Here is a 24374-nt window from a genome sequence, read left to right as displayed (position 1 = left end):
ATCGGCATTTACCAACTTATGAAAAGATAATCAGAAATTTAGTAAGTTTTTTTATACGATAAATTGTTACGAAAATGTGAACTGGAACGTATAAGGGTTTGCGATAAGATACATCCATACGCAGAAACCGGGCGGAGAGATGAAGTATCCCGCAACCGGTTTCCTGTCTTTATTTTATGAAGCCTTTAGTTACTACATACAGTAACAGCAGCATCTGCGCTGTTGTTATCCGGATTTGGATCCTGTACGGAGCCGGATACGGTAACGGTATTTGTAATAGTACCATGGGCGCAGCAATCTATTTTTCCGGATAGAAACAGAGTTACAGAGGCGTGGTCAGCCAGGCTTCCTATCGTAAGCTGCCCTGTCCAGGGCTGCCAGGTATGGCCGTTATTCAAAGAATAGCGCGGTTCCAGTATGGTTGTCGGAAGCAGATCCGTAATAAGAACATCTTTTGCCATATCCGGGCCCAGATTGGTCACAGTGATACAGTATTCTACAAATCGTCCGGGACACACGGTCCGGCAATGCGCCTTTTTGGTAACAGCCAGGTCAGCTGACGGTACATTGCCTACATTGATATTGGAATATCCGCTGTTGTTGCTGTGATCCGGGTCGGGTGTATCACTGGTGACATAAGCCATATTTACAATGCTGCCGCTTGCTGCCGTCACGGTTCCCTTCAGCAGAATAATCCGTGATTCCTGATCTGGTATGGTTCCGATAGTGAAAGGGCTGTTCCAGCGGCGCCAGGTGTCTCCATTGTCGGTGGAATATTCCAGGTTTTCTAGTCCTTCCGGAGGATCATCCCGGAGCATTACATTTTCCGCATCTCTATTCCCAAGGTTCGAGATTTTGATCTGATAAGTGACCGTGTCGCCCAAAACTGCGTAAGTGATATCGGAGGTTTTCTGCAGCTTTAGATCTGCTGTGTCCGCAAGAGGTGTATCAATGGTAACTGTATTGTTATCGGGGGCGGGGTCTGGTGTCGAGGATGTTACACCAGCAGTATTGCTGAGTATGCCGGTGCTGTCCGCATCAGGAATCGTGCGCAGCAGAACCCTGATTACCGTGCCGGCATAGACGGTTCCCAGGGTATATGAACCGGACCATGGCAGCCAGTGTATGCCGGAGTCAAGGGAGTATTCGGCGTTTGCGGCGGGATCAGTTAATAATACATTCAGCGCATCAGCAGGACCGGCGTTGGAAACCAGGATGGTATACGTCAGGTACTGGCCTGGAACAGCAGGATCGGGATGGGCCAGTTTGGTGATGGACAGATCCGCCGTGTCCGCAACGGGCGTCTCCTCAGTTGCAGTGTTGTTTGTGGGATCCGGGTCGGGTGTAGAGGAGGTTGCTGCGGCTGTATTTGTTAGGGTGCCGGATGCAGTTTTACTTAGTGTACCCCGAATGAGGACCACAATACTGCTTCCGGCTGCCAGGTCCGCAGTCTGGTAAGGGGAGTGCCAGGTCTGCCAAGTCTGCCCCTGATTGAGTGAGAACATCGCATTCATAAACTGCGCAGGCACTGTATCAATCAGTGTAATATTCCGGGCGTTCCCGGGGCCATGGTTTTCCAGAGTTATGGTATAAGTCAGTGTTTCCCCGGGAATGGCAGGGGAAGGTGCGGCTTCTTTTGTGATCGACAGGTCCGCCGATGGAATTACAGGTGTTGTGATAGAAAACGTATTATTACTGGAATCCGGATCTGCAGTCGTGCTGCTGACCGCTGCTGTGTTCAGAACAGCTGCTATTCCTTCGGGGACGGTTCCTCTTATCTGCAGGGCGGAAAAAGTACTCCCTGGCTGCAGAGTACCAATGGAGAAAGAGCCGCTCCACTTGCTCCAAGTTGCTCCTCCATCCGTGGAATATAGGGGATTTTCCAGTTCACTTAATATGGCGGCATCTGTGATAAGCACGTTCTCGGCCGCATCCGGTCCCAGGTTGTTTACAGAGATATCATAAGTGATGGCCTCCCCCGGTGAAACGGGAGAAGGTGAAGCTGTTTTACGAATCGTAAGGTCAGCCGTGGCTCTGACAGGAGTTATGAGGATCATTGTATTATTATCCGGATCAGGGTCTGGGGTATCACTGTCTATGGAAACTGTATTTATGAGTTCCTTTGCACCCAGATTCTGGATTGCGAGCAGGCCGCGCAGCAGCAGTGTGCAGGTCGTTCCGGCGTTCAGCTGATCGAGCGTAAAGGAGCCCTTCCATTCATTCCAGGTACGGCCATTGTCGGCAGAGTATTCCTGGCCGGCCAGCTGCGGCGGAAGTGTATCCTTTAGAGTTACGTTTGCAGCATCGGAAGGCCCGGCGTTGGATGCAGTCAGTGTGTAGATTACCAGGCCGCCTGGAACTGCCGGCACAGGGCTGACGGATTTTGTAATGGAAAGATCAGCAGACGGTGCGATCTGCAGTTCTTCTGTATTCTGGTTATCTGACGGGTCGGGGTCAGGTGTGGAGGAGGTAACGACAGCTGTGTTCTTAAGCACTCCTGCGGCAGATGTGCTTAATGTGCCGCGGATCGTCAGTACGGCAAATCCGCCAGGTTCCAGGGAAGACAGCTGCCAGGTTCCGGTCCACGGTTCCCAGCCGGAGACATCATCGGTGCGGTATTCTGCCTGCCCCAGAAGACTGGAAACCGCATCAATCACAATGATGCTGCTGGCCTGGGAGGGGCCTGCATTGCGTATTGTCAGCGAGTAGGTTACCGGTTCTCCTGGAACAGCAGGATTGGGACTTCCGCTTTTAGTGACGGAGAGATTCGCGGAGGGAACAAGCGGAGTCTCCAGGTCAGCCGTGTTATTGTCCGGAACCGGATCAGGCGTATCGGAGGACACAGAAGCCCTGTTATATATCGGTGTGACAGTATCGGCAGCAATCGTTCCCCGAATCGTAACGAGGGCGCTTTGGGAAGCTTCCAGGCTGCCGATATTCAGTGAACCGTCCCAGGTGGAGAAGTCGCCTCCGTTTAGAGAGGCCTCCGGATTCTGGATCTCTGCAGACAGAAGGTCCGTCAGGACAATCTGATCCGCGGTATCCGGTCCTGCGTTGGCAACCGTAATGGTGTAGGTAATCAGTGAGCCCGGAACTGCAGGAACCGGTAATGCAGCTTTCGTGACTGAGAGATCAGCCGAAGCTCCGACCGGTGTCTGAAGCGTGTACGTATTATTATCCGGGTCAGGATCCGGAGTGGAAGAGGAGACAAATGCCTCGTTTGTCAAAAGCCTGGCAGTGGATGCGCCCAATGCGCCCCGCAGCAGAATGACGGCATCGGCATTGCTCTCCAGCGTCCCTATGAGATAGGGGCTGGACCATGGATTCCAGACAGTGCCTCCGTCCGTTGATAATTCCGGCTGAGACAGCTCTGCCGGCAGTATGTCGGACAGCGAGACATCTTCTGCCGCATCCGGCCCGGCATTATGGACGGTAACCGTGTAGGTCAGGTACTGTCCCGGTGCTGCGGGAACCGGCTCTGCAGATTTTACAACAGATAGATCGGCAGAATTCTGTACCGGCGTAAATAGGGTGGAAGCGTTATTTTCCGGATCGGGATCCGGAGTTGTGGAGCTGATGATGGCTATATTTTCTATGGCGCCCGTTGCTGCGCTGCTCAAATTCCCCCGTATCAATATTATAGCGCCTGTTCCGGCTTGGAGTGTTCCCAGATTGAAAGTTCCCTGCCATGGCGTCCAGTTTTCTCCGCTGTCAACCGAGTATTCAACGGAAGATAACAACGAAGATATGGGATCTATCAACTGTACATTCCGTGCATCGGAGGGACCTGCATTGGAAACGGACACGGTATAGGTAAGGAGGCTGCCCGGTACTGCGGGGCTCGGGGCTGCAGTCTTTACAATGGAAAGATCTGCGGAGGTCTCGACAGGTGTTGTAGTGGCAGACGTATTATTATCTGGATCAGGATCCGGCGTCTGGGAGGATATGGCCACGGTATTGGTAATCAGCCCTGAGGCGGATGCAGCAACAGTTCCACGGATATAAATGATGACCGGCTCTCCGGGATTGATTGCACCGATTGTAAAAGGAGAAACCCAGGGGCTCCAGTTCTGTTCATCTGTGGAGTACTCCGGATCAGAGAGGCCGGACGGAACCGTATCTTCCAGGATCACGCCCTCCGCGGCAGATGGACCCGCATTGCCTGCCACAATCGTATAAATCAGATACTGCCCGGCTATGGCAGGGGAAGGAGAGGCCGCTTTTATAACCGAAAGATCTGCGGAGGATGTGACCGTTGTCGTGGTCTCAGAGGTGTTATTTGTGAGATCTGGATCCGGTGTGGAGGCAGATACGGAGGCAACGTTTTCCAGAGTTCCTGATGCGGAAGGGCTAAGTGTTCCTGTGATTACCAGCTCCGCTGATTCAGACGGATCCAGGGATATCAGAAAATAACTGCCATTCCATACGCCTGTATATATACCATTTAAGGCGAATTCCGGATCTTTGACTGCGGCCGGAAGGACATCTGTTATATTAATATTCATTGCTCTGCTGGGGCCATTGTTTGTAATGGTGAGTGTATATCGGACAGTCTCACCAGCCGCCGCAGAGTCAGGACCGGTTTTTACAATCTGCATGTCTGCGAGGGCGTCAGCCGGTGTCAGGATCGAATCTGTGTTATTATCCATATCCGGGTCAAAGGTATCGCTGAACACCGAAACCGTGTTGAACAGGTCTTCTGCCTGGGAAAGGGAAACATCTGCTATGATCGTCAGGGTAATGGCGTCGCCGGCAGACAGGGATATCTGATTGTATTGTCCGTTCCAAGGCAGAAAATTGACTCCGTCTATGGAGTGTTGTGCATTTTCCAGTGCGGGAGGAAGTGCATCGGATATTAGGATATTTACCGCATCTGAGGGGCCTTTATTCGTAACATAAATGGTATAGGTCAGTTTTTCACCTGATATGGCGGTATCCGGGTACGCTGTTTTCGTAATACTGAGATCCGCAGATCCTTCCAGCGTTATTACCTCCGTGTATTCGTTATTGCCCGGATCCGGGTCCGGCGTCTGGGAGGTGACATTCACCGTATTAGAAATCGTTCCCGGCACTGCATCCGGACTGACGGATGCACGCAGATACAGTGTATAAACGGCGCCTGCCTCCAGGATTCCTACCGTATGGCTTTCGTTCCACGCAAACCAGCTGATCTGATCCATAGAATATTCCGCATTTAATAGATCCGGGGAAAGTACATCGGTTATTTCAACATCCTGTGCCGGGGAAGGGCCGCCGTTTGTAACAGTTATAATATAAGTTAATGTCTGCCCCGCAGCCGCTGGGTTTGGTACACCGGTTTTCACCACAGACAGGTCCGCGGACGAAGACTTGGGGACGATAACGGTAACGGTATTGTCATCCGGATCCGGGTCATCGGTATCGCTAGTGACAGAGGCCGTATTAGTGAGTGCATCAGAAATTCCGGAAAGAACGGTTCCGCGAAGCAGAAAAGTGTAAACAAATCCGGCATCCAGTGTTCCCGCGAAAAGCTGGCCATACCATGGATACCAGGTGGCGCCATTGTCCAGGGAATATTCGGGATTTTCAAAATCTGTTTCAACCATGTCATATAGGATGACATTTTCGGCGGCATCGGGGCCATTGTTTGTTACTGAGATGGTAAATGTGAGGCGTTCTCCTATCACAGCAGGATCTGTGTCAGGCGTTTTCTCAATGACAAGGCTGGCGGCCCGGTTGACTGGGATAATCACAGTATCCGAGTTGTTGACAGGATTGGAGTCTTCGGAATGAGAGGTGACGGAAGCCGTGTTTACGACCGGTCCCAGTGTGGAGCCATCAAAAACACCCTGGATCACAACTGTGATGACCTGACCGGGCTGCATATCGCCCAGTGTAAGGGTTCCCGGCCAGTAATCCAACGAACCCTGATCCAGGCTGTACATGGGATTTGTAATCTCCGGCGGAATCAAATCTTCCAGAATGACATTCAGTGCCGTTTCCGGGCCGTGATTTATGATGGTGATTGTGTAATGGATGAGATCTCCTGTTACCAGTACGTCTCTGTCGGCAGTCTTTGTGAGTGCCAAATCCGTAGTGGCGCCGATTTTGAGAATATAATCCTCCACTTCTCCGTCAGCGGCAGGGCCTACACTTCGGGTATCCTGTGTTTCCAGGCCCGTGTCTGTCAAAAGCTCTGTGGTAAGACGGAGTCTCACAAAGGTATGGTCAGGTCTTATCACAGTACCGGCGGGAATTGCAAAATCTAAGGTATACTGGCTGGTTCCTGAATAGGCCGGAACGGGAATCACAGGCGCCGCCTCGGAGGCTTCAAACAGCCCGTTTTTGTTAAAATCAATCCATCCGTACAGGTATGCCGTTTCACTCGTATCATTTGTAGCAGTGACAGATAGAGAGTAATTCAGGGCCGCCACTGCCAGCATGGGCAGAGGGACGGAAAGGCCGTCATCCTGGATTCCCTGGAACAGGTCATCTCCGGTAGCGGTGGCGTTCTGATAAGCGTCTTCCTCGGATGTCACCTGTGTTCCTAAGTACAGGGGGCTTCCGGTACCGTGGCGCGGGCCGTTGTTTGCAAGCAGGGTATGATAGCTTCCAGTTCCTCCTCCGCCTGCATCCGGTGCGTCACCATAATCCAGTTCGATGAGCGCATAGGGGCAGAGAGCGCCGTCATTGAATGCGTCCGCACGTGTCATGGAAAAACGTGTGCCCGCTGCGGTATCTCCGCTGATCCGGTAACGGTAAATGGTGCCGTCTCCATTGTTAACCGCATAGAGGTTTCCGCTGCCGTCTATGACTACAGAGCCGAAGGTATCACCGGGATTAGGCCCGGTTGTTTCCAGAGGCGTCACGATTCCGGTGTATTCATCAATCCGGTATACGGTACCGTCTCTCTCTACACCGTACAACCTCTGGTCCGCAGGGCTGAAAGCCCAGTCTCCGATGGTAAGAGGGGAGGATATGGGAGTGCCGTAATTGGAGGTCTGTTCAGTAAAGCCGTTAGCAGGATCTACAAGCTTTAAGAAAGTAAGAGAATCTGCGCGCAGGTCGACCGTATAGAAACGGCTGGTTCCAGGGACGTAGATATAATAGAATCCTGCCATATCCATTGTGCCGGCGGAATAAGGGGCAGCGGGCATACCGGCAGGGCGGGGATTGAGAAGAGCCACTTCGCCATGATTATCGACACGGACAATAGTATTGTTTGTCTGGTCATATCCGTAGACATGATAATCTATTGTGCTGAAACCGATCGCATTCACGGACCCATTATTAGACAGGGGGCCTTGCAGGAGGGATGCACCGGTGATCAGATTGACGGTGTGCCGCATGGTGGGCCTGCCCTCAAAAAGTATCATCTCTTGGCTGCAGGGATAAGGGGCGCTCAGCGGGTCATGGCCGAAGTTCAGATTGACAATATTTTCGTGGTTGTTAATCTGATCGGCACTGACTGTGATGGTTTGTTTTCTGGGGTTGTTGGAAAATGCATAACCGGCGGGCTGTACCGCATAAGTGGGCGGACAGCTTCCGGAATGTGCTACAGTCTCATAGACAGTATAAGTTCCTGGGACTGTGATTGAAAAAGAGTATCGGCCGTCTGAACCTGTGGCTGTTGACGCACAGACGGGGCCAGAGGCAGAATCTGAATAAAGTACGAGGACCACCTGGGAGATACCTGGTGAGCCGGGGACGTACTGGCCTTCATGGTTCAGGTCATGAAATACGGTTCCATTAAGGGTTGCGGGCATGATCTATTCCTCCTTGATCAGTTAAGATTCTGGTTGATTACATAGTTTGTGTATCGGCGCAGTTTGCCTGTTTTTATTGTATTCAAAGTAGAAAAATAAGGTGCATGCCGTTTGGATGGGGAAATGAAGCTGAATGTAGTAGAAAAAACCTCCGGACAAAAGCCGGAGAAGCCGGCAGTGGTCCGGAGGTTTGCGGAAAGCAGCAGCCTGCTGCTACCAGGGTGTTCACCCGACAGCGCAATCTGCAGGATGATCATTTTCACAGACTTCGCTGTGATATTTTTCGATTTCCTTTCCCCAGAAATCTTCATCCCGGGCACCTGCATATACAGTTCCCAGCTGCTCTTTGTCTCTGCTGTAAAGAACGGTTGACGGAGTCTCTTCGTAAAGGCCGGGCATCATTTTTTGCAGCTCTTCGGAATCCAGCAGCTGGATATAATTTGCGCCCGTCTTGGAAATGACCGCAAGAGCCTCCTCATCCCTTTTTTGGGTAACTCCCTTCATGACCCCTATGATCTGGACACCCCTGCCGGAATATTGATCTCCAAGCGCTGCGAGGGCCTCCATTTCGCTTTGGCAGGAGATGCAGGAGGATTCCCAGACATTAAAGACTGTGAGCTCGGCGCTGCTAAGGATACTGTTCATATCTGTCTCTGTTCCGTCCAGTTTCCGGACTTTTATATTCTCAAAGCCGGCAGTATCTGAGTTAGTATTCACCGCTGTATCTTCGGCTGCCGGTTCTGTAGAATTCTGGCAGGCTGTCAGCAGAAACGCTGCGCTTAACAGAACGGCAAAGACCGTGTTTCTTTTTTTCATGGTTTTTTCACCTCCTTCTGTAACGAAAAGAAATACAGTTCATACTGTAATCATAACAGTTACAGTATGAACTGTCAAGCGTTTGGTATTAATATGTAACAGTTCAGGTCCGCCCGAATGTTACATTAATATTGGAAAAGGGAATGTTTCGGCTGCAAATGATTGATTTTCGTGAAAACCGCATATATAGTATTTATTAAGGAAGGGAATTGCAAGAAAAAGGAGGCATTTTAAATGGAAATAAAAAAAGTGGCACTGATTGGGCTTGGAGCCATGGGGGTGTTTTTTGCGCCAAGGCTGGAGGAGCATCTGGGGAGAGACAACTTTTGCGTAATCGCACAGGGGAAGCGGAAAGAGCGCCTCGAGAATCGGGGTGTCACGGTGAATGGTGTGAATTATCATTTTCCAATCTGCACTCCGGAAGAAGGCCGTGAGACGGATCTGGTTATCATGGCAGTGAAGGATATGGGGCTGCAGCAGGCCATAGAGGATATCAGAAATTTTGTGGGTGACAGGACACAGATACTCTGTGTTATGAATGGTGTGGAGAGTGAGGAAAAGGTGGCAGCCGCTTATGGATGGAATCATGTACTTTATTCTTATATGAGAATGTCCATTGTCATGAAAAATGGCAGGGCTGACTTCGACCCTTATTGGGGCAAGGTGTATTTTGGTGAATCAGAAAATACTGTCCAAACAGAGCGGGTAAAGACGGTCAGCGAATTGATGGAACGCTGTGATATCCCATATAAAGTAGAAAAAGATATGATGTGGGGGCTTTGGTTTAAATATATGTGCAATGTCGGGGAAAACTTGACCTGTGCACTGCTGGGGATTCCCTTCGGTGCATTCCGCAGCAGCGAACCGGCCAATGAAATCCGCTGGGCGGCAATGAAGGAAGTTCAGGCGGTAGCGGCAGCAAAAGGAATCATTATAACGGAAGAGCAGATGAGAAAGCAGTACGATACGGTCTGCAGAATCCCATATAATAACAAGCCTTCTACGCTCCAGGATCTGGAAGCAGGACATAAAACGGAGATCGATATGTTTGCAGGGGGCATGGTACGAATGGGAAAAGAACTGGGAATTGAGACCCCGGTCTGCTGGATGCTGCTGCAGGGAATCAAAGTGCTGGAAGAGAAGAACTGCTTCTAAAGTATAAAACGCACACAATAATTTTTTCATATTTCCTCCATTTACGTTTTAGAAAACATTACCATTCATCCCATAGTACACCCACGTTCTAAAGAATTCACCAATAAAGACTTAATATTTTCTGAATTTTTATCTCAATACCCAGGAATCAGTCTCACCTTTTACTGTGTTTCATCTAAATCATAAAGTCACAATTTAATAAGATTTGACAGCAGGTGTGTGAAAAGGGTAAACTAAAAACGGATTATAATGAAACAAAAGCAAAATTGACATTGCTGGAGGAGGACTTAAAAGGATGGAACAGAAAAAATCAGACTGGCTGACCCCGGTTCCCAAGCAGTCGCTATCAAAAATGGTGGTGGAAAAGATCAAAGAAGGCCTGATCAGCGGGGAGTTAAAGCCCGGTGATTTCCTGCCCTCGGAAGCAGAATTATCTGAGCGGTTCGGCGTGGGCAAATCCAGTATCCGCGAGGCGGTCAAAATGCTGGAGGCTCTGGGGGTTGTGGAGATCTGTAAAGGAAATGGGAGCCGTATCTGCAGCACAGTAGATGCTTCTGTTATGAATCCGCTAATTTTTCAAATGATCCTGATGAGTAAAGCGGAAAGCAAGGATGCATTGGTGGAATTCCGTAAGATGATCGAAATGTCCGCCAGCCTCCTGGCCATTGACAATGCAGATGAGGAAGACATAGAGCGGCTGAAAGAGATTCACGAAAAGACGATGAATGATTTCAAAAAGGGCCGGGCGACAGTGGACAATGACATGGAATTCCACGCAGGGATTTACAAGAGCACACACAATCCCTTTGTGGCCAGTATCGGAAACAGTATCATGGAAATGTTCCAGCCGTCGCTTGTAATCTCGAACCGGGATTATTCCAAAATCGTAACAGAAAACCATGATAAGATCCTGGAAGCGTTGATGCATAGGGATAAAGAGGCTATGGCGGTTGCGGTTGCCGATTCGCTGGACAAATGGAAAGAACTGTCTCTGGACGAGAATCCGGATTAGAAGAGGGCGGGTATCAGAAATGGTACCTGCCTTCTTCGGTCATAAGGGGCCGGGGGTTGTGCAGTATTTATAAAAATAGATGATAAATATTGTTGAAATCCACAGAAATTAAAAATGCTGTTGACGGAGAGGGTTTCAGGTGGTACGCTAACACTAGAGAACAGACATCAGATGTCTGATGTCTAGAAGAAATGGTCAAAGGAGAGAAAATTATGGCAAACATTTATTACGACAAAGATGCAGATCTGGGCATGGTGATCGACAAGACCATCGCAATCATTGGCTATGGAAACCAGGGACGGAGCCAGGCGCTCAATATGCGTGATTCCGGTATAAAGAATGTGATCGTTGGAAGCCGTCATGATGAGTCATATGACCAGGCTAATGAGGATGGATTTATGGTATATCCGATTGATGAGGCCGCGAAGCGGGCTGACATCATCTTCCTGCTGCTTCCGGATGAAGTGGCGCCGGAGATTTACGAAGAACAGATTGCACCGAATTTGGAAGCGGGCAATATCGTGAACTTTGCATCCGCATATAATATTACATTCCATCGGATCAAACCGGCGGCAGATCTGGACGTTGTCATGGCAGCTCCGAGAATGATTGGAAAAGGCGTGCGCGAACTGTATGAACAGGGGGAAGGCGCTCCGGCATTTGTGGGCGTTCATCAGGACGCATCCGGAAAGGCCCTGGAATATGGAAAAGCGCTGTGTAAAGCAATCGGAGCTACGAGAAAAGGCGCAATTGAAGTAACGTTTGATGACGAGACCTGTCTGGATCTAATGGCAGAGCAGGGAACCTGGCCGATTATTTACAATGTATTTATGGAGGCATTTAAACTCCAGGTAGAAATGGGGCATCCGGAGGAAGCAGTTCTGATGGAAATGTATCTATCCAAAGAGCCGGCGGTCATGATGGAAAAGGCAGCCGAAGTGGGATTCTTCCGTCAGCTTCCCTATCACTCTCATACCAGCCAGTATGGACAACTGACCGGATTCCAAAAAGTGGACACGACCGAGATCCGGAATTTCCTGAAGAAACAGTACGAGGGGATTAAAGGCGGCGCATTTGCAGAGGAGTGGGATAAGGAACAGCATGAGAATCACTTAAGTACGCTGAACAAACTGGAGGAAGAAGCATTTAATTGCGAATTTACAAAGGCAGAAGATCGGTTGAAGGAGCGTTTAAAATAAATTGGAGATTAGTTGACACGGGGGAGGTGAGACGCTAAAGGAAGGGATAGCCGCCAGTCCCCCAAGGGCGCACATGCAGTTCAAATCTGCGGACACAGACCTAAGAAATTCTAAGGCCTGTTCTAGTAGATTTGAACTGCATGTGCGCCCTTGGGAGGCTGGCGGCTATCCTTTTAGTTGGAGAACCATTTGTTGATAAGGCTAAAGCTTGTCAACTTGGTTTCTTGACTGGGGATGAAAAGGGGAGGTTAATTTTGTCTGTATATGTAAATCCTGTAATTATGGTAGAGAAAAAATGCATCTCGTGTTAAAATATCATTATATCTTTTATAGTAGCGAGCGTGGGAAATGCCATTGTGTATGTAAGTGGATTATGGCATGTGGAGGCATACTGAATGAAGGCTGGCATATTTTTTAAGAAGCTGGATCCCATACTGACTCCGGATCAGAAAATGGGCTTCCGTGATTATTTTCCCCAAAAGGTGTATAAAACGGAACGGAATATTGCCATGATCGTAGCAGGCACTCAGCTCTGTATGCTGTTGGTTTCGGCATGCAAGGCAGGAGGGCCTTTTGCTGATGCAGAATCAGCCCGGTATTTTTTTATGTATGCGATGCTCTTTCTTTCAACAGCAGGTATTCTTCCTATTCATGCATGGTTAGTGAAGAAAAAGAAATATCGGGAGTATCTGTGGATCAGAAGGCTCTACGTGGTGATCTTATATGCCTGGGTTATTGGGATAACCCTTCTCGATAAGAGAAATGGAATGGGGATTGTCATTTATTGCTATCTGGTTCCGACTTTGGCGGCAGTGATGCTTCAGCCGCCGCTGGAAAGCATTCTGATCTTCGGGGTTTCCTGGAGCGTGCTGACAGGAATGCTTGCATTTACTGCATTACCCAACTTTACGGCAGATCTGATTAATAGTTCGTTTGCGACGATCCTGGCATTGTTTATCTCGATACGGAGTTACCAGAGCATGGCGGTAGCATACCGTGACAGGGAGACAATTGCCCGGCAGTACAGGGAAATAGAAAAAGCAAATGTGATGTTGAACAAAATGGCCTGCACGGATCAGCTGACAGGGCTTTATAACCGCCGGTATTTGATAGAAAATGTGCGCGGGCTTTTTGAGGCCTATCACAAGAGCCGGATGCATGCAGTAATTTTGATGCTGGATATCGACTATTTTAAACAGTATAATGATACTTACGGTCATCTAAATGGAGACGAATGCCTGAAACAGATGGCAGCTGTAATTAGGGCCTATTCCCAGGAAAACGGGATGATAGCAGTTCGGTATGGCGGGGAAGAATTTCTTGCCATTAAGTTCTCTGAGGCTCATGGGGACAGAGATTTTGCAGGAGAACTGCAGGAACGGATAGCAAAAGCCGGCCTGCCAAGAGCGGATGTCAAAACCGGCAGGGTGACTGTCAGCATTGGTGTATGGAAAGGCAGTCTTCAGGAACTGGACAGTTTCGAGGAGGCTCTGAAGTATGCGGATCGGGCATTGTATGACGCAAAAAAAGCAGGAAGGGACTGTATCTGTTATTATCGTAGAAGCAGTATGCAGGTGAATTCATAACAAATAGTAAAACGGAACTGCTGCAAACGGAAAGAATAGGAAAGGACTGAGATTATGATCAATTATTCTGAAAATGAAGAGAAATTATATCACCTTCAGGTTGGCAAGGGAGATGTGGGAAGGTATGTGATTATGCCAGGTGATCCGAAACGCTGTGCCTTCATTGCAAAATATCTGGAGGAACCGGTACTGATTGCCGACAATAGAGAATACATCACCTATACAGGCACATTGGACGGCGTGAAGGTCAGTGTGACGTCCACCGGGATCGGAGGGCCGTCTGCGGCGATTGCCGTAGAAGAACTGGTGATGGCCGGTGCAGATACATTTATCAGGATCGGAACCAGCGGGGGGATGGATATTGATGTAAAAAGCGGGGATCTTGTCATTGCTAACGGGGCAATCCGCATGGAAGGGACAAGTAAAGAATATGCACCCATAGAATTTCCGGCAGTGCCGGACTTTGGGGTAACGAATGCACTCGTAAGAGCGGCACAAAGACTGGAAAAAACTTACCATGTAGGCGTGGTGCAGTGCAAAGATTCATTTTACGGCCAGCATTCACCGGAGACAAAGCCTGTGGGATATGAACTTACAGCAAAATGGGATGCGTGGGTGAAACTGGGCTGCAAGGCTTCGGAGATGGAGTCTGCGGCAATATTTATAGCAGCCTCCTATCTGAGAGTGAGGGCGGGGTCGGTATTTCTCGTGATGGCAAATCAGGAAAGGGCAAAACAGGGACTGGAGAATCCGGTTGTTCATGATACAGACGCGGCAATCCGTGTGGCGGTAGAGGCTGTGAGAGAATTGATAAAAGAAGATCAGGTTTAAATGGACTGTTATAAGCTTTAAGGAGATAGATGAGAATTTTCACATATCGAATCGGTTTAGATCATAAGGAGTGTGATAGGGAATGGCGCCGGTGGAAAAATTGATTGGGCAGGCGATAGAAGCAATGGGGAACGCGTATGCTCCCTATTCCGGATTTAAAGTGGGGGCAGCCCTTCTGACGGAAGACGGACGTATCTACCAGGGCTGTAATATTGAAAATGCAGCGTATTCCCCCAGCTGCTGTGCGGAGAGGACGGCATTTTTTAAGGCTGTAAGCGAGGGAGAAAAAAAGTTTGAGGCAATCTGTATTGTGGGAGGAATGGATGGAATCGTAACGGATCTGACGGCTCCCTGCGGCGTATGCAGACAGGTAATGATGGAATTCTGCCGCCCGGACCAGTTTCAGATTATCCTGGCTTTGGATACGGAGCATTATGAAATCCATACCCTGGAAGAATTGCTTCCTGTGGGATTCGGTCCGGCAAATCTAGCATAATATAGGAAAGAAGACATTATATACAGAAAAGAGGGATACGATGAGCAAATATCAGAGAATTTTTGTGATTGTTGTGGATTCATTGGGGGTGGGCGCGGCCGATGATGCGGCAGAGTACCAGGATACGGGTGCCGACACGCTTGGACATATATCCGGGAGTGTGGAACAGTTCCATATCCCGAATCTTGGGAAGCTGGGGATCGGAAACCTGCATCCTCTTGCACAGGTTCCGCCTGTACAACATCCGCTGGCATATTATACAAAGCTGAATGAATGCAGCAGGGGAAAAGACACAATGACCGGCCACTGGGAAATTATGGGGCTAAGGACAGAAAAGCCGTTTATTACGTTTACAGAAACCGGGTTTCCAAAAGAACTGATCGAAGAACTGGAAAAACGTACCGGCCACAAAGTCATCGGAAACCGAAGTGAGAGCGGTACGGTGATTTTGGACGAACTTGGAGAAGAAGAGATTGCGACCGGCCATATGATCGTCTATACATCTGCAGACTCTGTGCTCCAGATCTGCGGCAATGAAGAAACCTTTGACCTAAAGGAGCTGTACCGCTGCTGTGAGATAGCCAGGGAGCTGACCATGAGGGATGAATGGAAGGTCGGACGCGTGATAGCAAGACCTTATGTGGGGAAAAAGAAGGGAGAATTCAAAAGAACAAGCAACCGGCATGATTATGCAGTAAAGCCATTCGGGAAGACCGCGCTGGATGCGCTGAAAGAAAATGGCTTGGATGTTATATCAATCGGTAAAATCAACGACATTTTTGCAGGCCAGGGGATCACAAAGGCACTGAAATCCAAAAGCTCCGTACACGGAATGGAGCAGACTATCGAAGTTGCGGAGCACGAAGACTTCAAGGGTTTGTGTTTCGTCAACCTTGTAGACTTTGACGCCTTATGGGGCCACCGAAGGGATCCCCTGGGGTATGCCCAGGAACTGGAACGGTTCGATGAAAAACTGGGAATCCTGCTGGATAGGCTGAGAGAAGATGATCTTTTGATCATAACAGCCGATCATGGGAATGACCCTACTTATACGGGTACAGACCATACAAGAGAAAAAGTACCGTTCCTGGCCTATTCCAAATCCATGGAAAGCGGAGGTGAACTGCCTGAGGCAGATACTTTTGCGGTAATTGGAGCGACAATCACAAAAAACTTTAATATACAAATGCCTTCAGGTACCATAGGGGAGGCTTTGTTGTAAGCGGAAGCGGTGGCTGGTATGGGGACGCCCGGCTGATGGAGCTGGATATAGGAGACGCACAATTGCAGTAAATAGTTCATTTCTGAAGATTTTTTAAAAGTATTTGAACGAAGAAAATAATGATACCGTACAGAGTACTGAACATTCACGCACAGTCGTAATACATCCGCTGTTCCCGTTAGGAGCAGCCCTATGGGCAATGAACTTACGTGCATATAGGATGCACCTAGCTAAGTGTGAGGGAAGGATGGAGACCGCAGGGGATGGGGAGGCGATTTCTGAGTCCATAGAGAGCGCGGTTAGAACCCGTTGGAGAAAAAACAGAAAATAGGGAGGGCAGAATTTGTTTTACTAAAACAAATTCTGTTGCCGCCGGCGGCGCGAATGCATCGGCATTCGGGCCAACTGCGGCAAGTACCCTCCCTATTTTCTGTTTTTTCTCCTACGGGTTCTCCGCAAACGGACAGGATCCAGAAATCGCCTCCCCATCCCCTGCGGTCTCCATCCTTCACTCACACTTAGCGCCCCCTTCGCATCCCCCCCTTCCGCACAAGTTCACAATCTCCTTGACTTTTGGGGGAAGTGAAGGTATAATTGTTGTGTTGTACAACAGTTGTATAACACAACAGTTGTACGAGCAACAAAGGTAATTATGGGAGGAAGCATGAAGAATTATTACGTCAGTATTATCAGGCGGTGTGAGTTGGCATATATTCGCAGTGAATTGGAAGAGTTTGGACTGAGCCCGCTGGAAGGGCGCCTGATACGGCTTTTAAAGGATAAGTTCTGCAGCCAGGAACAATTGGCTGAGGATCTTGACATTGATAAAAGCAGAATTGCCCGCACAATGTTTCTTCTGGAAGAAAAAGGGCTGGTACATCGGGTGGTTAATGAAAAGAACAGACGTCAGAAGATTGTTTCGCTGACTGAAAATGGACTGAAGGTTTATGATGCTATCTGTGATATTTATGAAGCCTGGGATGATATCTGTTACAGGGGATTCACGGAGGAAGAACGGAAGATAAATCAGGAATTTGTTAAGCGTATCTCCCAAAATGTAGTGGGATACAAAAAGGAGAATGGGGGAAAGAATCATGGTTAAGAATCTTACAAACGGCAAGCCGCTGAAGCTGCTGTTTTTCTTTGCGCTGCCTATGGTGCTGGGGAATCTGTTCCAGCAGCTATATAATATGGTGGACTCTATGGTGGTGGGAAAGTTCGTTGGCGAGGATGCGCTGGCGGCAGTTGGGTCGTCCTTTCCCGTCGTGTTTCTTTCCATTGCAGTTGCGGCAGGGCTTTCTATGGGGTGCACGGTTGTGATCTCACAGTTATTCGGAGCCGCGCAGATTAAAGAGATGAAGACAACGATCTATACGGCTTTGATTACGCTGGGTGTGGTTGGGCTGTTTATCATGGCGCTGGGAGAGATTTTTTCCTCTCCTCTGCTTGGGCTTTTGGGGACGAACAAGGAAATTTTTGCGGATTCACTTACATACCTGCGGATTTATTTTGGGGGCGCTATTTTCCTGTTTTTGTATAATTCTCTGAATGGTATTTATAACGCACTGGGGGACAGCCAGACGCCTCTTAAGTTTTTGATTGTTTCGGCGCTGACCAATATCGTATTGGATCTGCTTTTTGTTATCCGTTTTCATATGGGAGTGGCGGGAGTGGCGTGGGCCACACTGATTGCCCAGGGGATGTGCGCAGTGTTTTCATTTTACGTTTTGATGCGCAGGATGAGGAAGATGGAAAATGAACCCGAATTTATAGGAGAGAAGCCGGGGCTGTTTGAGATGTCTGCGGTGAAAAGGATCGCAAAAGTAGGAGTGCCTTCTATGATTCAGCAGTCCATTGTATCTGTCAGCATGATGTTTATGCAGGGTCTTGTAAACTCTTATGGAAAAGTGTTTGTTGCAGGATATACAGCGGCTACTAAGATCGATACTCTGGCCATGATGCCCAATATGAACTTTTCCAATGCAATGTCGAGCTATACGGCGCAGAATATTGGAGCAGGCAAGGAAAAACGGGTGACACAGGGGTATAAGGCGTGTCTGCTGATGGTTCTGATTTTTTCAATCATAATCACCAGCGTTATCTTTTTGTTTGGACCGCATCTTCTGGGGCTTTTTTTGAATGCCGGCTCTGCAGGTACTGCTATGGGATACGGGCTGAAATATATGAAGACAGTTTCTGTATTTTATGTGCTGATGGGCTTTATGTTTGTGGGAAATGGTCTGCTTCGGGGGGCTGGGGATATGGGGGCATTTATGCTGAGTTCCATATCAAATCTGGTTACAAGAGTGGTGATTGCTTACCTGCTGGCTTATTTTATCGGGTCAAGTGCCATCTGGTGGTCAATACCTATCGGATGGGGAATCGGATCGATCTTTTCATTCCTGCGGATTAGAAGTGGGAAATGGAAGGCAAGGAAACTTTTAGAGAATTAATTCGTGGGGACACTACGAAACCAGGGAAAGGCAGAGGCAGCAGAAAGCGGGCACAGTTGTGTCTGGCTCCTGCTGCCTCTGCCTTTCCCTGCCGGCGGTCCGCCGGAACATTCAGCACAATGTTAGAGAACTGAACGAAGAGGGGATGGTGCCTATTAGGCGTATAATATCAGTTTGCTTATGATTGCAAAGAAAGTTGGAAAATACTATAATTAAGGAGAAATAAGATACATGCAGGAGAAGAAATAACAGAATAAGTAGATACAGATATACCTTCGAAAACCGGTGCTGTGAAGTGGAGGGACTCGCCTTGGGAGGTGATTGTAAAAAAGTGATACTTAATACAAAAGGAGCAAATAACGATGAGGTGGAACAGACGCTCATTGATTTTCTGCGCTATGTAGAACAGGGCATTAAGGCCATGATATTGGATAATCTGGAGGAGAACAAGGCTGAGGAACAAATCATAGAAAAATTGATCCGACGTTTTTCCCTGAGCCCTGAAGCGGCGCGCAGATATTATAATCAATTTGACCGGATGGAGGAAATATGACAAAGATATTGCTGGTGGAAGATGACGAGACAATTGCATTTGGAATCAAGTCGGCATTAAAGAGAAAAGGGTATATGTGTACAAGCTGTGCTTCTGCAGGGCAGGCGAAGGATCTGTTTGCGGAGGGATTCCAGCTGATTCTCCTGGATTTGAATCTGCCTGACGGCAGTGGCTATGATTTCTGTAAATGGGTGAAGGAACGGGAGGATACCCCGGTTATCTTCCTGACGGTTTGTGACGATGTAAAGGATATTACCAGGGGACTGGATATGGGGGCCGACGATTATGTTACCAAACCATTTCATATAGCAGTACTGGAGTCCAGAATTGCGGCGGTGCTCCGCCGTACGTCTGACGATGGAGGGAATGTGCTCTCCTGTGGGAATATACAGCTTGACCGGGAGAAAATGCAGGTGATGGTGGATGGGCAGTCCGTGGATGCAACGGCACTGGAATACCGCCTGCTTGAGGTGCTTATGGAGAATAAAGGGCGGACTTTGCCCCGGAACCTGATCCTGGATAAGCTCTGGGATACAGAGGGGAATTTTGTCAATGATAATACATTAACAGTGACTGTAAAACGCCTGAGGAGAAAACTGATGGATACGGGGTATATTGTAACGATCCGTGGGATTGGCTATCGGATGGAGGAAAAGATATGAAAGGACGTGGGGTGCAGGCATTTCTTTTATCCTGTGTATTCTGGCTGATTCCCGGGATACTGGCGGGCGTAGTGACTGCTGTCTGTTTCAGCTTCCGTGAGTACGATTACACGGTTCGTCTGACCGAAGCCGCGCTTGAAGGCAGTTCAATTCCAGAGGGCCTGAAATATGCAGCAGGAAGAGCGGACGGTCCGGATCAGGGCAGCAGCCAGGGGAAGCAAGTCATGCCGGAATCTGGCGGCGGTGCGGTTAAAACGGATGCGGATGCAGCAGATGCGGATGCCTATTTGCGTAAATATGGACATAGGAGACTGACGCGTTTCCCGGATCATTTGCCATATGCCCTGGCAGCAGGAATTGTTCTGTTTGAAATAGCCGGTGGAATCGTGTTCTTGGTTAGAGAGAGAAAGGAAATGCGTTTCAGGACCAGGATTGAAGACCTTACAGAGTATCTGAAGGCGGCAGGGCGCGGCGAGGCAGCTGCACTGAACCGGCGGGAAGATATGTTTTCCCATCTGGAGGATGAAATTTACAAAACTGTTGCCAAGCTTGCCTGTACCAGGGAAGAGGCGGTCAGGGACCACGAGATCCTGGCAGAGAGAACAGCCGATATCGCGCATCAACTCAAGACGCCATTGACCTCCATGTCGCTGATGACAGAGCTTTTAAGTCCTGCCCTGGAGGCGGAAGACCAGGAGTATCTGAACCGGCTGGAGGGCCAGGTAGAGCGTTTGAAGGGACTGGTGGATGGGCTTTTGACCCTGGCAAAGCTGGATTCGCATACGCTTGAATTTCATAGGGAGGATGTAGAAGCAAAGGAACTGACGGAACTTGCAGCAGAACCGCTCAGAGCCATGCTGCAGCAGAAACAGGTTGATCTGGAAATTTTATCAAAAGGGCAGGGAGAACAGGAAGTCTGGCTTTCTGCAGACATGCAGTGGACAGCGGAGGCTCTGTTGAATATTTTGAAGAACTGTCTGGAGCATACTCCTGAAAACAGTAAGATTCGTGTAATCTGTGAAGAAAATCCTCTTTATACGGAGATGGTGATAGAGGACGGTGGACGGGGCTTTTCTAAAAAGGATATTCCACATCTGTTCGAACGATTTTACAGAGGAGCGGATGCGGCAAAAGGTAGCGCCGGAATCGGGCTGGCGCTTGCAAAAGGCATTATAGAAAAGCAGAACGGACAGGTCCGGGCAGAGAATTCTGCGCAGGGACATGCCCGTTTCTGCATCAGATGGTATCATCCTTAATTGCGGATATGATGTTCTGGCGTACAATTCTGCGTCCGCCCATATAGTAAGCTCCGATAATGGAAGCGAGAACAAGCATGGTGTAGCCAAGGACAGCTGCATATGGCGCAAAAGGCAGATATTCGATCAAGGTTACCTCATTGAGGTAAAGGAAGCACGCAAGTACCGCGGCCTGGAATGGCAGGCTGTAAAGCAGCGGCTTCAATCCCAGATCCAATCCCTCCAGGAACAGCATGCGCCAGAGCTGTGCGGGTGAGAGGCCGACCGACTTGAGCATAGCGAATTCCCGGCTCCTCTGGCGCAGGTTGCCTGAAATACTTGCCCATACATTGGAAATGCCGATCAGTGCCAGCAGCCCGGCTAAGAACGCGACAACAATACTCATAACGCTGGTGGATTGCCTTTGTACCTCTTCTTTTTCTGCCAGGTCAGATACCATGTAGTCACCGCTGCCGTAGTATTTACCAAGGATCTGGGAGATCTGGCCGGAAACATTTTGGATCAGCGGATAAGAGATGCCGTCTTTATCGTCTGTCAGAAAGATTCCGTTGACGGCCGAAGCAGAATACTGCCGTTTTTCGCTGCAAGACGCGGAGATATCCAGTACATGTTCCATAGGCATAACAGCGGCTAAGGAAAAACGCGGCAGGCCGATGCCTTCGGCGGGGAGTTCAGTTACCAGATCCCCTGCGGTCAGACGGAATTCAAAGTTACCGGTGTCCTCATCATAGGCCTTTTCTGTAAAAGTGAGGGTCTGTCCCGGCTGAAGTTTCAGGATATCCCGGTAGACACCCTGCTTACGGGTACTTACCTCAGGGTCTTCGGTACGGTTATAGATCAGCGCCTTTGCAGGATCTTTATAGTAGGAATCAGGATCTGTCCCCATTTCTTTGCAGTATTCTCTGAAACTGTCATCCTCCAGGCCAATAAGTATAGAATAAATCCTGTATTTTCCATCCCTTTCAATGGGAGAGTACTTTTTCTCAGAAATTATCTCATCAAATCCGCCCAGATATGTCTCGATATCATCTGAAGTCTGATCTTCTGTAATCCAGGTAGCACAAGGCATTTTATTCATGATTATTCCCCTGGAGACACCGGGCACTTTTAAAACCTCATCTAACGCCTTCTGTTCGGGCTGCCGGCCATCGCTGATGCTGAAAAAGACATGGCCCTGGGATTCATTCTGCGCCCTGTAAACCTCTTTCGATGCATTTTGGGTAGTAATAATATATAAAAATCCGGTGAGCAGAAGGAAAGATAGACAAAGGGAAATCGTTGCGGCCCGGTACGATTTTTTACGGGCAGTGAGGGCGTTGGAAGCCAGTTCACCGCTGATTCCAAAATGGCTGGATATGCGTCCCTGCCGGATCTTTTTTCCTTTCAGCACCTCCACCTGCCTCAGGGCCTCTACAGGCATCAGTTTTGCAACTCTGCGGGCCGGTATTCTCGCCGAAAGCCAGGCTGTGGCAGCGGACAGGAGAATTGCAGGAAGTATGGCGGGAAGCCCGAATGTAAGTACAATATCCGGCGCGGTTCTGCCGATATTATTTGCAGCATTAATCAGACGGAACAACTCTGTATCCAGCAGCCAGCCGCATAATATTCCGACAGGGAGAGGCACAATCAGCAGGATCATTGCCTCGGATGTCACCGCCGCCTTGATCTGTTTGGGGGATGCGCCAATACCGGCCAGGGTTCCGAGCTGCACCAGTTTTTCGCTGGCAGAAAGGGCAAAAGCATTGTGGATGACCAGTACAAATACGGCGATCAGCAGAAGCGCAATGACCAGAAACATGGCAGGTACGGCAAGAACAGAGAGGCTGCTGATGCTTCCGATTTGATCCGGCGAGAGTATCCCGTATTTTGAGAGCAGGCCTGCATTATATCTGAGCGTATAGTCTCCGTATTCATCGGCCTGGTAGCCTAAGGAGCGCGCCAGTTCCGGGAGCTCCTTATAAGTACTCCTCATGGGGTCAAAACGAAGATAGACCGTTAGCTCATCGGCCGGGTTCACAGTCTTTGTATCCAGATAACTCATTCCAGTATAGGCTGGTACGGAGGAGGATGTGGTAACATCAAGAATTCCTACAATTTTGTATGTCTTTGTACCTGTTTGACGGAAGGTCTCATCCTCGTGATATCCGTCTGTTTCCATGCATACCTTCCCTTGATACATGCGCTGCCCGATCGGAAGCGTGAGGGTATCGCCCACTTTTGTGCCGGGGTGGTCATCAAAATACTGTTTTGAAAGTACAAGCTCATTGGCGGCTTGCGGGAGCCTGCCTTCGGTCAGAGTATCCTTTTCCGGCATAGAATCCCAGTATTCCTGGTTGGCGCCGCGGGTAATGAGGTATGTCCTGCGTCCCTCCTCTTCCAGCTTCGCGGCTTCCCACGGGCCTTTGACCAGAACGGCAGAGACAGAGGCGTAGTTCTCAATGTGTTCAAGATCCTTTCCGTACGTTGTATCGAACAATTCTCCGTGCCAGTCCCCGTCTTCGAGTTTCGTGAGGACAATGGCATCTGTCCACATTGTGTAGACAAAACCGCAGAAACAGGACATCATCGTGGTCATAAGAAATAATGCGGTCATGATGGCAATGCTGGTTCTCTTATTTCTTCGTATCGTGTCCCAAACATATTCTCGTAAAATTTTCATCAGGACACCACCTCGTCATGCAGAATTTTCCCATCCTCCAGAGTAATTACGCGGTCTGCCTTTAGAGCGGTCTTTTCATCGTGTGTAATCAGGAGGACAGACTGTCCGTACTGCCGGTTAGAGAGCTTCAGAAGCTCGATGGTTTCTTCTGAATTTTTACGGTCCAGATTGCCAGTTGGTTCATCGGCAAGAAGGATCGCCGGATGGTAGATGAGGCTTCTTGCGATAGCGGTGCGCTGCTGCTGGCCTCCTGATAATTCACTGGGAAGGTGTGCGAGACGGTCTGTAAGCCCCAGGGTGGAAACCAGATGGCGAAACCGCTCCTCATCCGGCTTCTGATTATCTAAAAGAACAGGCAGGAGAATGTTTTTCCTTACGTTCAGTGTTGGGATCAGATTATAAAACTGATAGACCAGCCCTACCTTTCTGCGCCGGAAAACCGCAAGTTCCTCCATACTGAGTGTTGAAATGTCTGTGTCTTCGATAAAAATGCTGCCACTGGTAGGGCGGTCTACGCCTCCCAGCATATGCAGCAGAGTGGATTTCCCGGAACCGGACGCACCGACAATAGCCGTAAAGCTGCCCCGTTCAAGCGAAAGCGAGACATCGTCCAATGCTGTTACCGTATTGGAACCACTGCCATATGTTTTTGTAAGATGGCTGCAGCGTAAAATTTCCATAAGTTAATAACTCCTTTCATGTTTGATGATACCATATTAAAAAAGAAAA

16 protein-coding genes are annotated in these 24374 nt (G+C 49.0%); 12 read left to right on the top strand and 4 right to left on the bottom strand.

The window, feature by feature from the left end; translation table 11 throughout:
* Positions 1-185: 185 nt before the first annotated feature.
* Positions 186-7745, bottom strand: coding sequence for a GEVED domain-containing protein (locus MWG26_RS15265; RefSeq protein WP_240285798.1), 7560 nt, complete (start codon positions 7743-7745; stop codon positions 186-188).
* Positions 7746-7970: 225 nt separating this feature from the next.
* Positions 7971-8561: a TlpA disulfide reductase family protein gene (locus MWG26_RS15260; protein WP_025656803.1), complete on the bottom strand. Its 591-nt coding sequence runs from the start codon at positions 8559-8561 to the stop codon at positions 7971-7973.
* 234 nt (positions 8562-8795) lie between these two features.
* Here MWG26_RS15260 and MWG26_RS15255 point away from each other — a divergent pair, with 234 nt between their 5' ends.
* The 12 genes from MWG26_RS15255 (at position 8796) to MWG26_RS15200 (ending at position 20986) form a co-directional block, all read left to right on the top strand.
* Positions 8796-9716, top strand: coding sequence for a ketopantoate reductase family protein (locus tag MWG26_RS15255; RefSeq protein ID WP_025656804.1), 921 nt, complete (start codon positions 8796-8798; stop codon positions 9714-9716).
* 295 nt (positions 9717-10011) lie between these two features.
* Positions 10012-10728, top strand: a complete 717-nt coding sequence (locus MWG26_RS15250) for a FadR/GntR family transcriptional regulator (protein WP_025656805.1) — start codon at positions 10012-10014, stop codon at positions 10726-10728.
* A 212-nt stretch (positions 10729-10940) separates the two neighbouring features.
* Positions 10941-11927: a ketol-acid reductoisomerase gene (gene ilvC / locus MWG26_RS15245; protein ID WP_044927189.1), complete on the top strand. Its 987-nt coding sequence runs from the start codon at positions 10941-10943 to the stop codon at positions 11925-11927.
* A gap of 395 nt (positions 11928-12322) precedes the next feature.
* Positions 12323-13513 (top strand): GGDEF domain-containing protein, encoded by a 1191-nt coding sequence (locus MWG26_RS15240; protein WP_025656806.1) that lies wholly within the window; start codon positions 12323-12325, stop codon positions 13511-13513.
* Between the two features lie 54 nt (positions 13514-13567).
* Positions 13568-14344: a uridine phosphorylase gene (udp, locus tag MWG26_RS15235; RefSeq protein ID WP_025656807.1), complete on the top strand. Its 777-nt coding sequence runs from the start codon at positions 13568-13570 to the stop codon at positions 14342-14344.
* Positions 14345-14426: 82 nt separating this feature from the next.
* Complete coding sequence (gene cdd / locus MWG26_RS15230) at positions 14427-14840, top strand: cytidine deaminase (protein ID WP_025656808.1); 414 nt, start codon at positions 14427-14429, stop codon at positions 14838-14840.
* Between the two features lie 40 nt (positions 14841-14880).
* Complete coding sequence (locus tag MWG26_RS15225; RefSeq protein ID WP_025656809.1) at positions 14881-16062, top strand: phosphopentomutase; 1182 nt, start codon at positions 14881-14883, stop codon at positions 16060-16062.
* Positions 16063-16726: 664 nt separating this feature from the next.
* The gene (locus MWG26_RS15220; RefSeq protein WP_025656810.1) at positions 16727-17164 is read left to right on the top strand and encodes a MarR family winged helix-turn-helix transcriptional regulator; all 438 of its coding nucleotides are present in this window, start codon (positions 16727-16729) and stop codon (positions 17162-17164) included.
* Positions 17157-18515 carry an MATE family efflux transporter gene (locus MWG26_RS15215; RefSeq protein ID WP_025656811.1) on the top strand — a complete coding sequence of 453 codons (1359 nt, stop codon included), beginning with the start codon at positions 17157-17159 and terminating at the stop codon, positions 18513-18515. The genes MWG26_RS15220 and MWG26_RS15215 overlap by 8 nt, the downstream gene beginning before the upstream one ends.
* Positions 18516-18846: 331 nt before the next feature.
* On the top strand, positions 18847-19068 hold the full coding sequence (locus tag MWG26_RS15210; protein ID WP_181969561.1) for a hypothetical protein: 222 nt from the start codon (positions 18847-18849) through the stop codon (positions 19066-19068).
* Positions 19065-19730 (top strand): response regulator transcription factor, encoded by a 666-nt coding sequence (locus tag MWG26_RS15205; protein WP_025656813.1) that lies wholly within the window; start codon positions 19065-19067, stop codon positions 19728-19730. The genes MWG26_RS15210 and MWG26_RS15205 overlap by 4 nt, the downstream gene beginning before the upstream one ends.
* Complete coding sequence (locus MWG26_RS15200) at positions 19727-20986, top strand: sensor histidine kinase (protein WP_025656814.1); 1260 nt, start codon at positions 19727-19729, stop codon at positions 20984-20986. Before MWG26_RS15205 ends, MWG26_RS15200 begins: the two co-directional genes overlap by 4 nt.
* On the opposite strand, the gene MWG26_RS15195 is transcribed toward MWG26_RS15200, so the two are convergent.
* Both MWG26_RS15195 and MWG26_RS15190 read right to left on the bottom strand, forming a co-directional pair.
* A complete protein-coding gene (locus tag MWG26_RS15195; RefSeq protein ID WP_117440699.1) occupies positions 20967-23645 on the bottom strand; it encodes an ABC transporter permease in 2679 nt (892 codons plus the stop codon). The genes MWG26_RS15200 and MWG26_RS15195 overlap by 20 nt on opposite strands.
* Positions 23645-24325 carry an ABC transporter ATP-binding protein gene (locus MWG26_RS15190; RefSeq protein WP_025656815.1) on the bottom strand — a complete coding sequence of 227 codons (681 nt, stop codon included), beginning with the start codon at positions 24323-24325 and terminating at the stop codon, positions 23645-23647. Before MWG26_RS15190 ends, MWG26_RS15195 begins: the two co-directional genes overlap by 1 nt.
* Between the last annotated feature and the right edge of the window lie 49 nt (positions 24326-24374).

Origin of the sequence: Faecalicatena contorta (assembly GCF_022835095.1) — a bacterium.
GTDB lineage: Bacteria > Bacillota > Clostridia > Lachnospirales > Lachnospiraceae > Faecalicatena > Faecalicatena contorta.
This window is presented reverse-complemented; position numbering and strand designations above follow the sequence as displayed.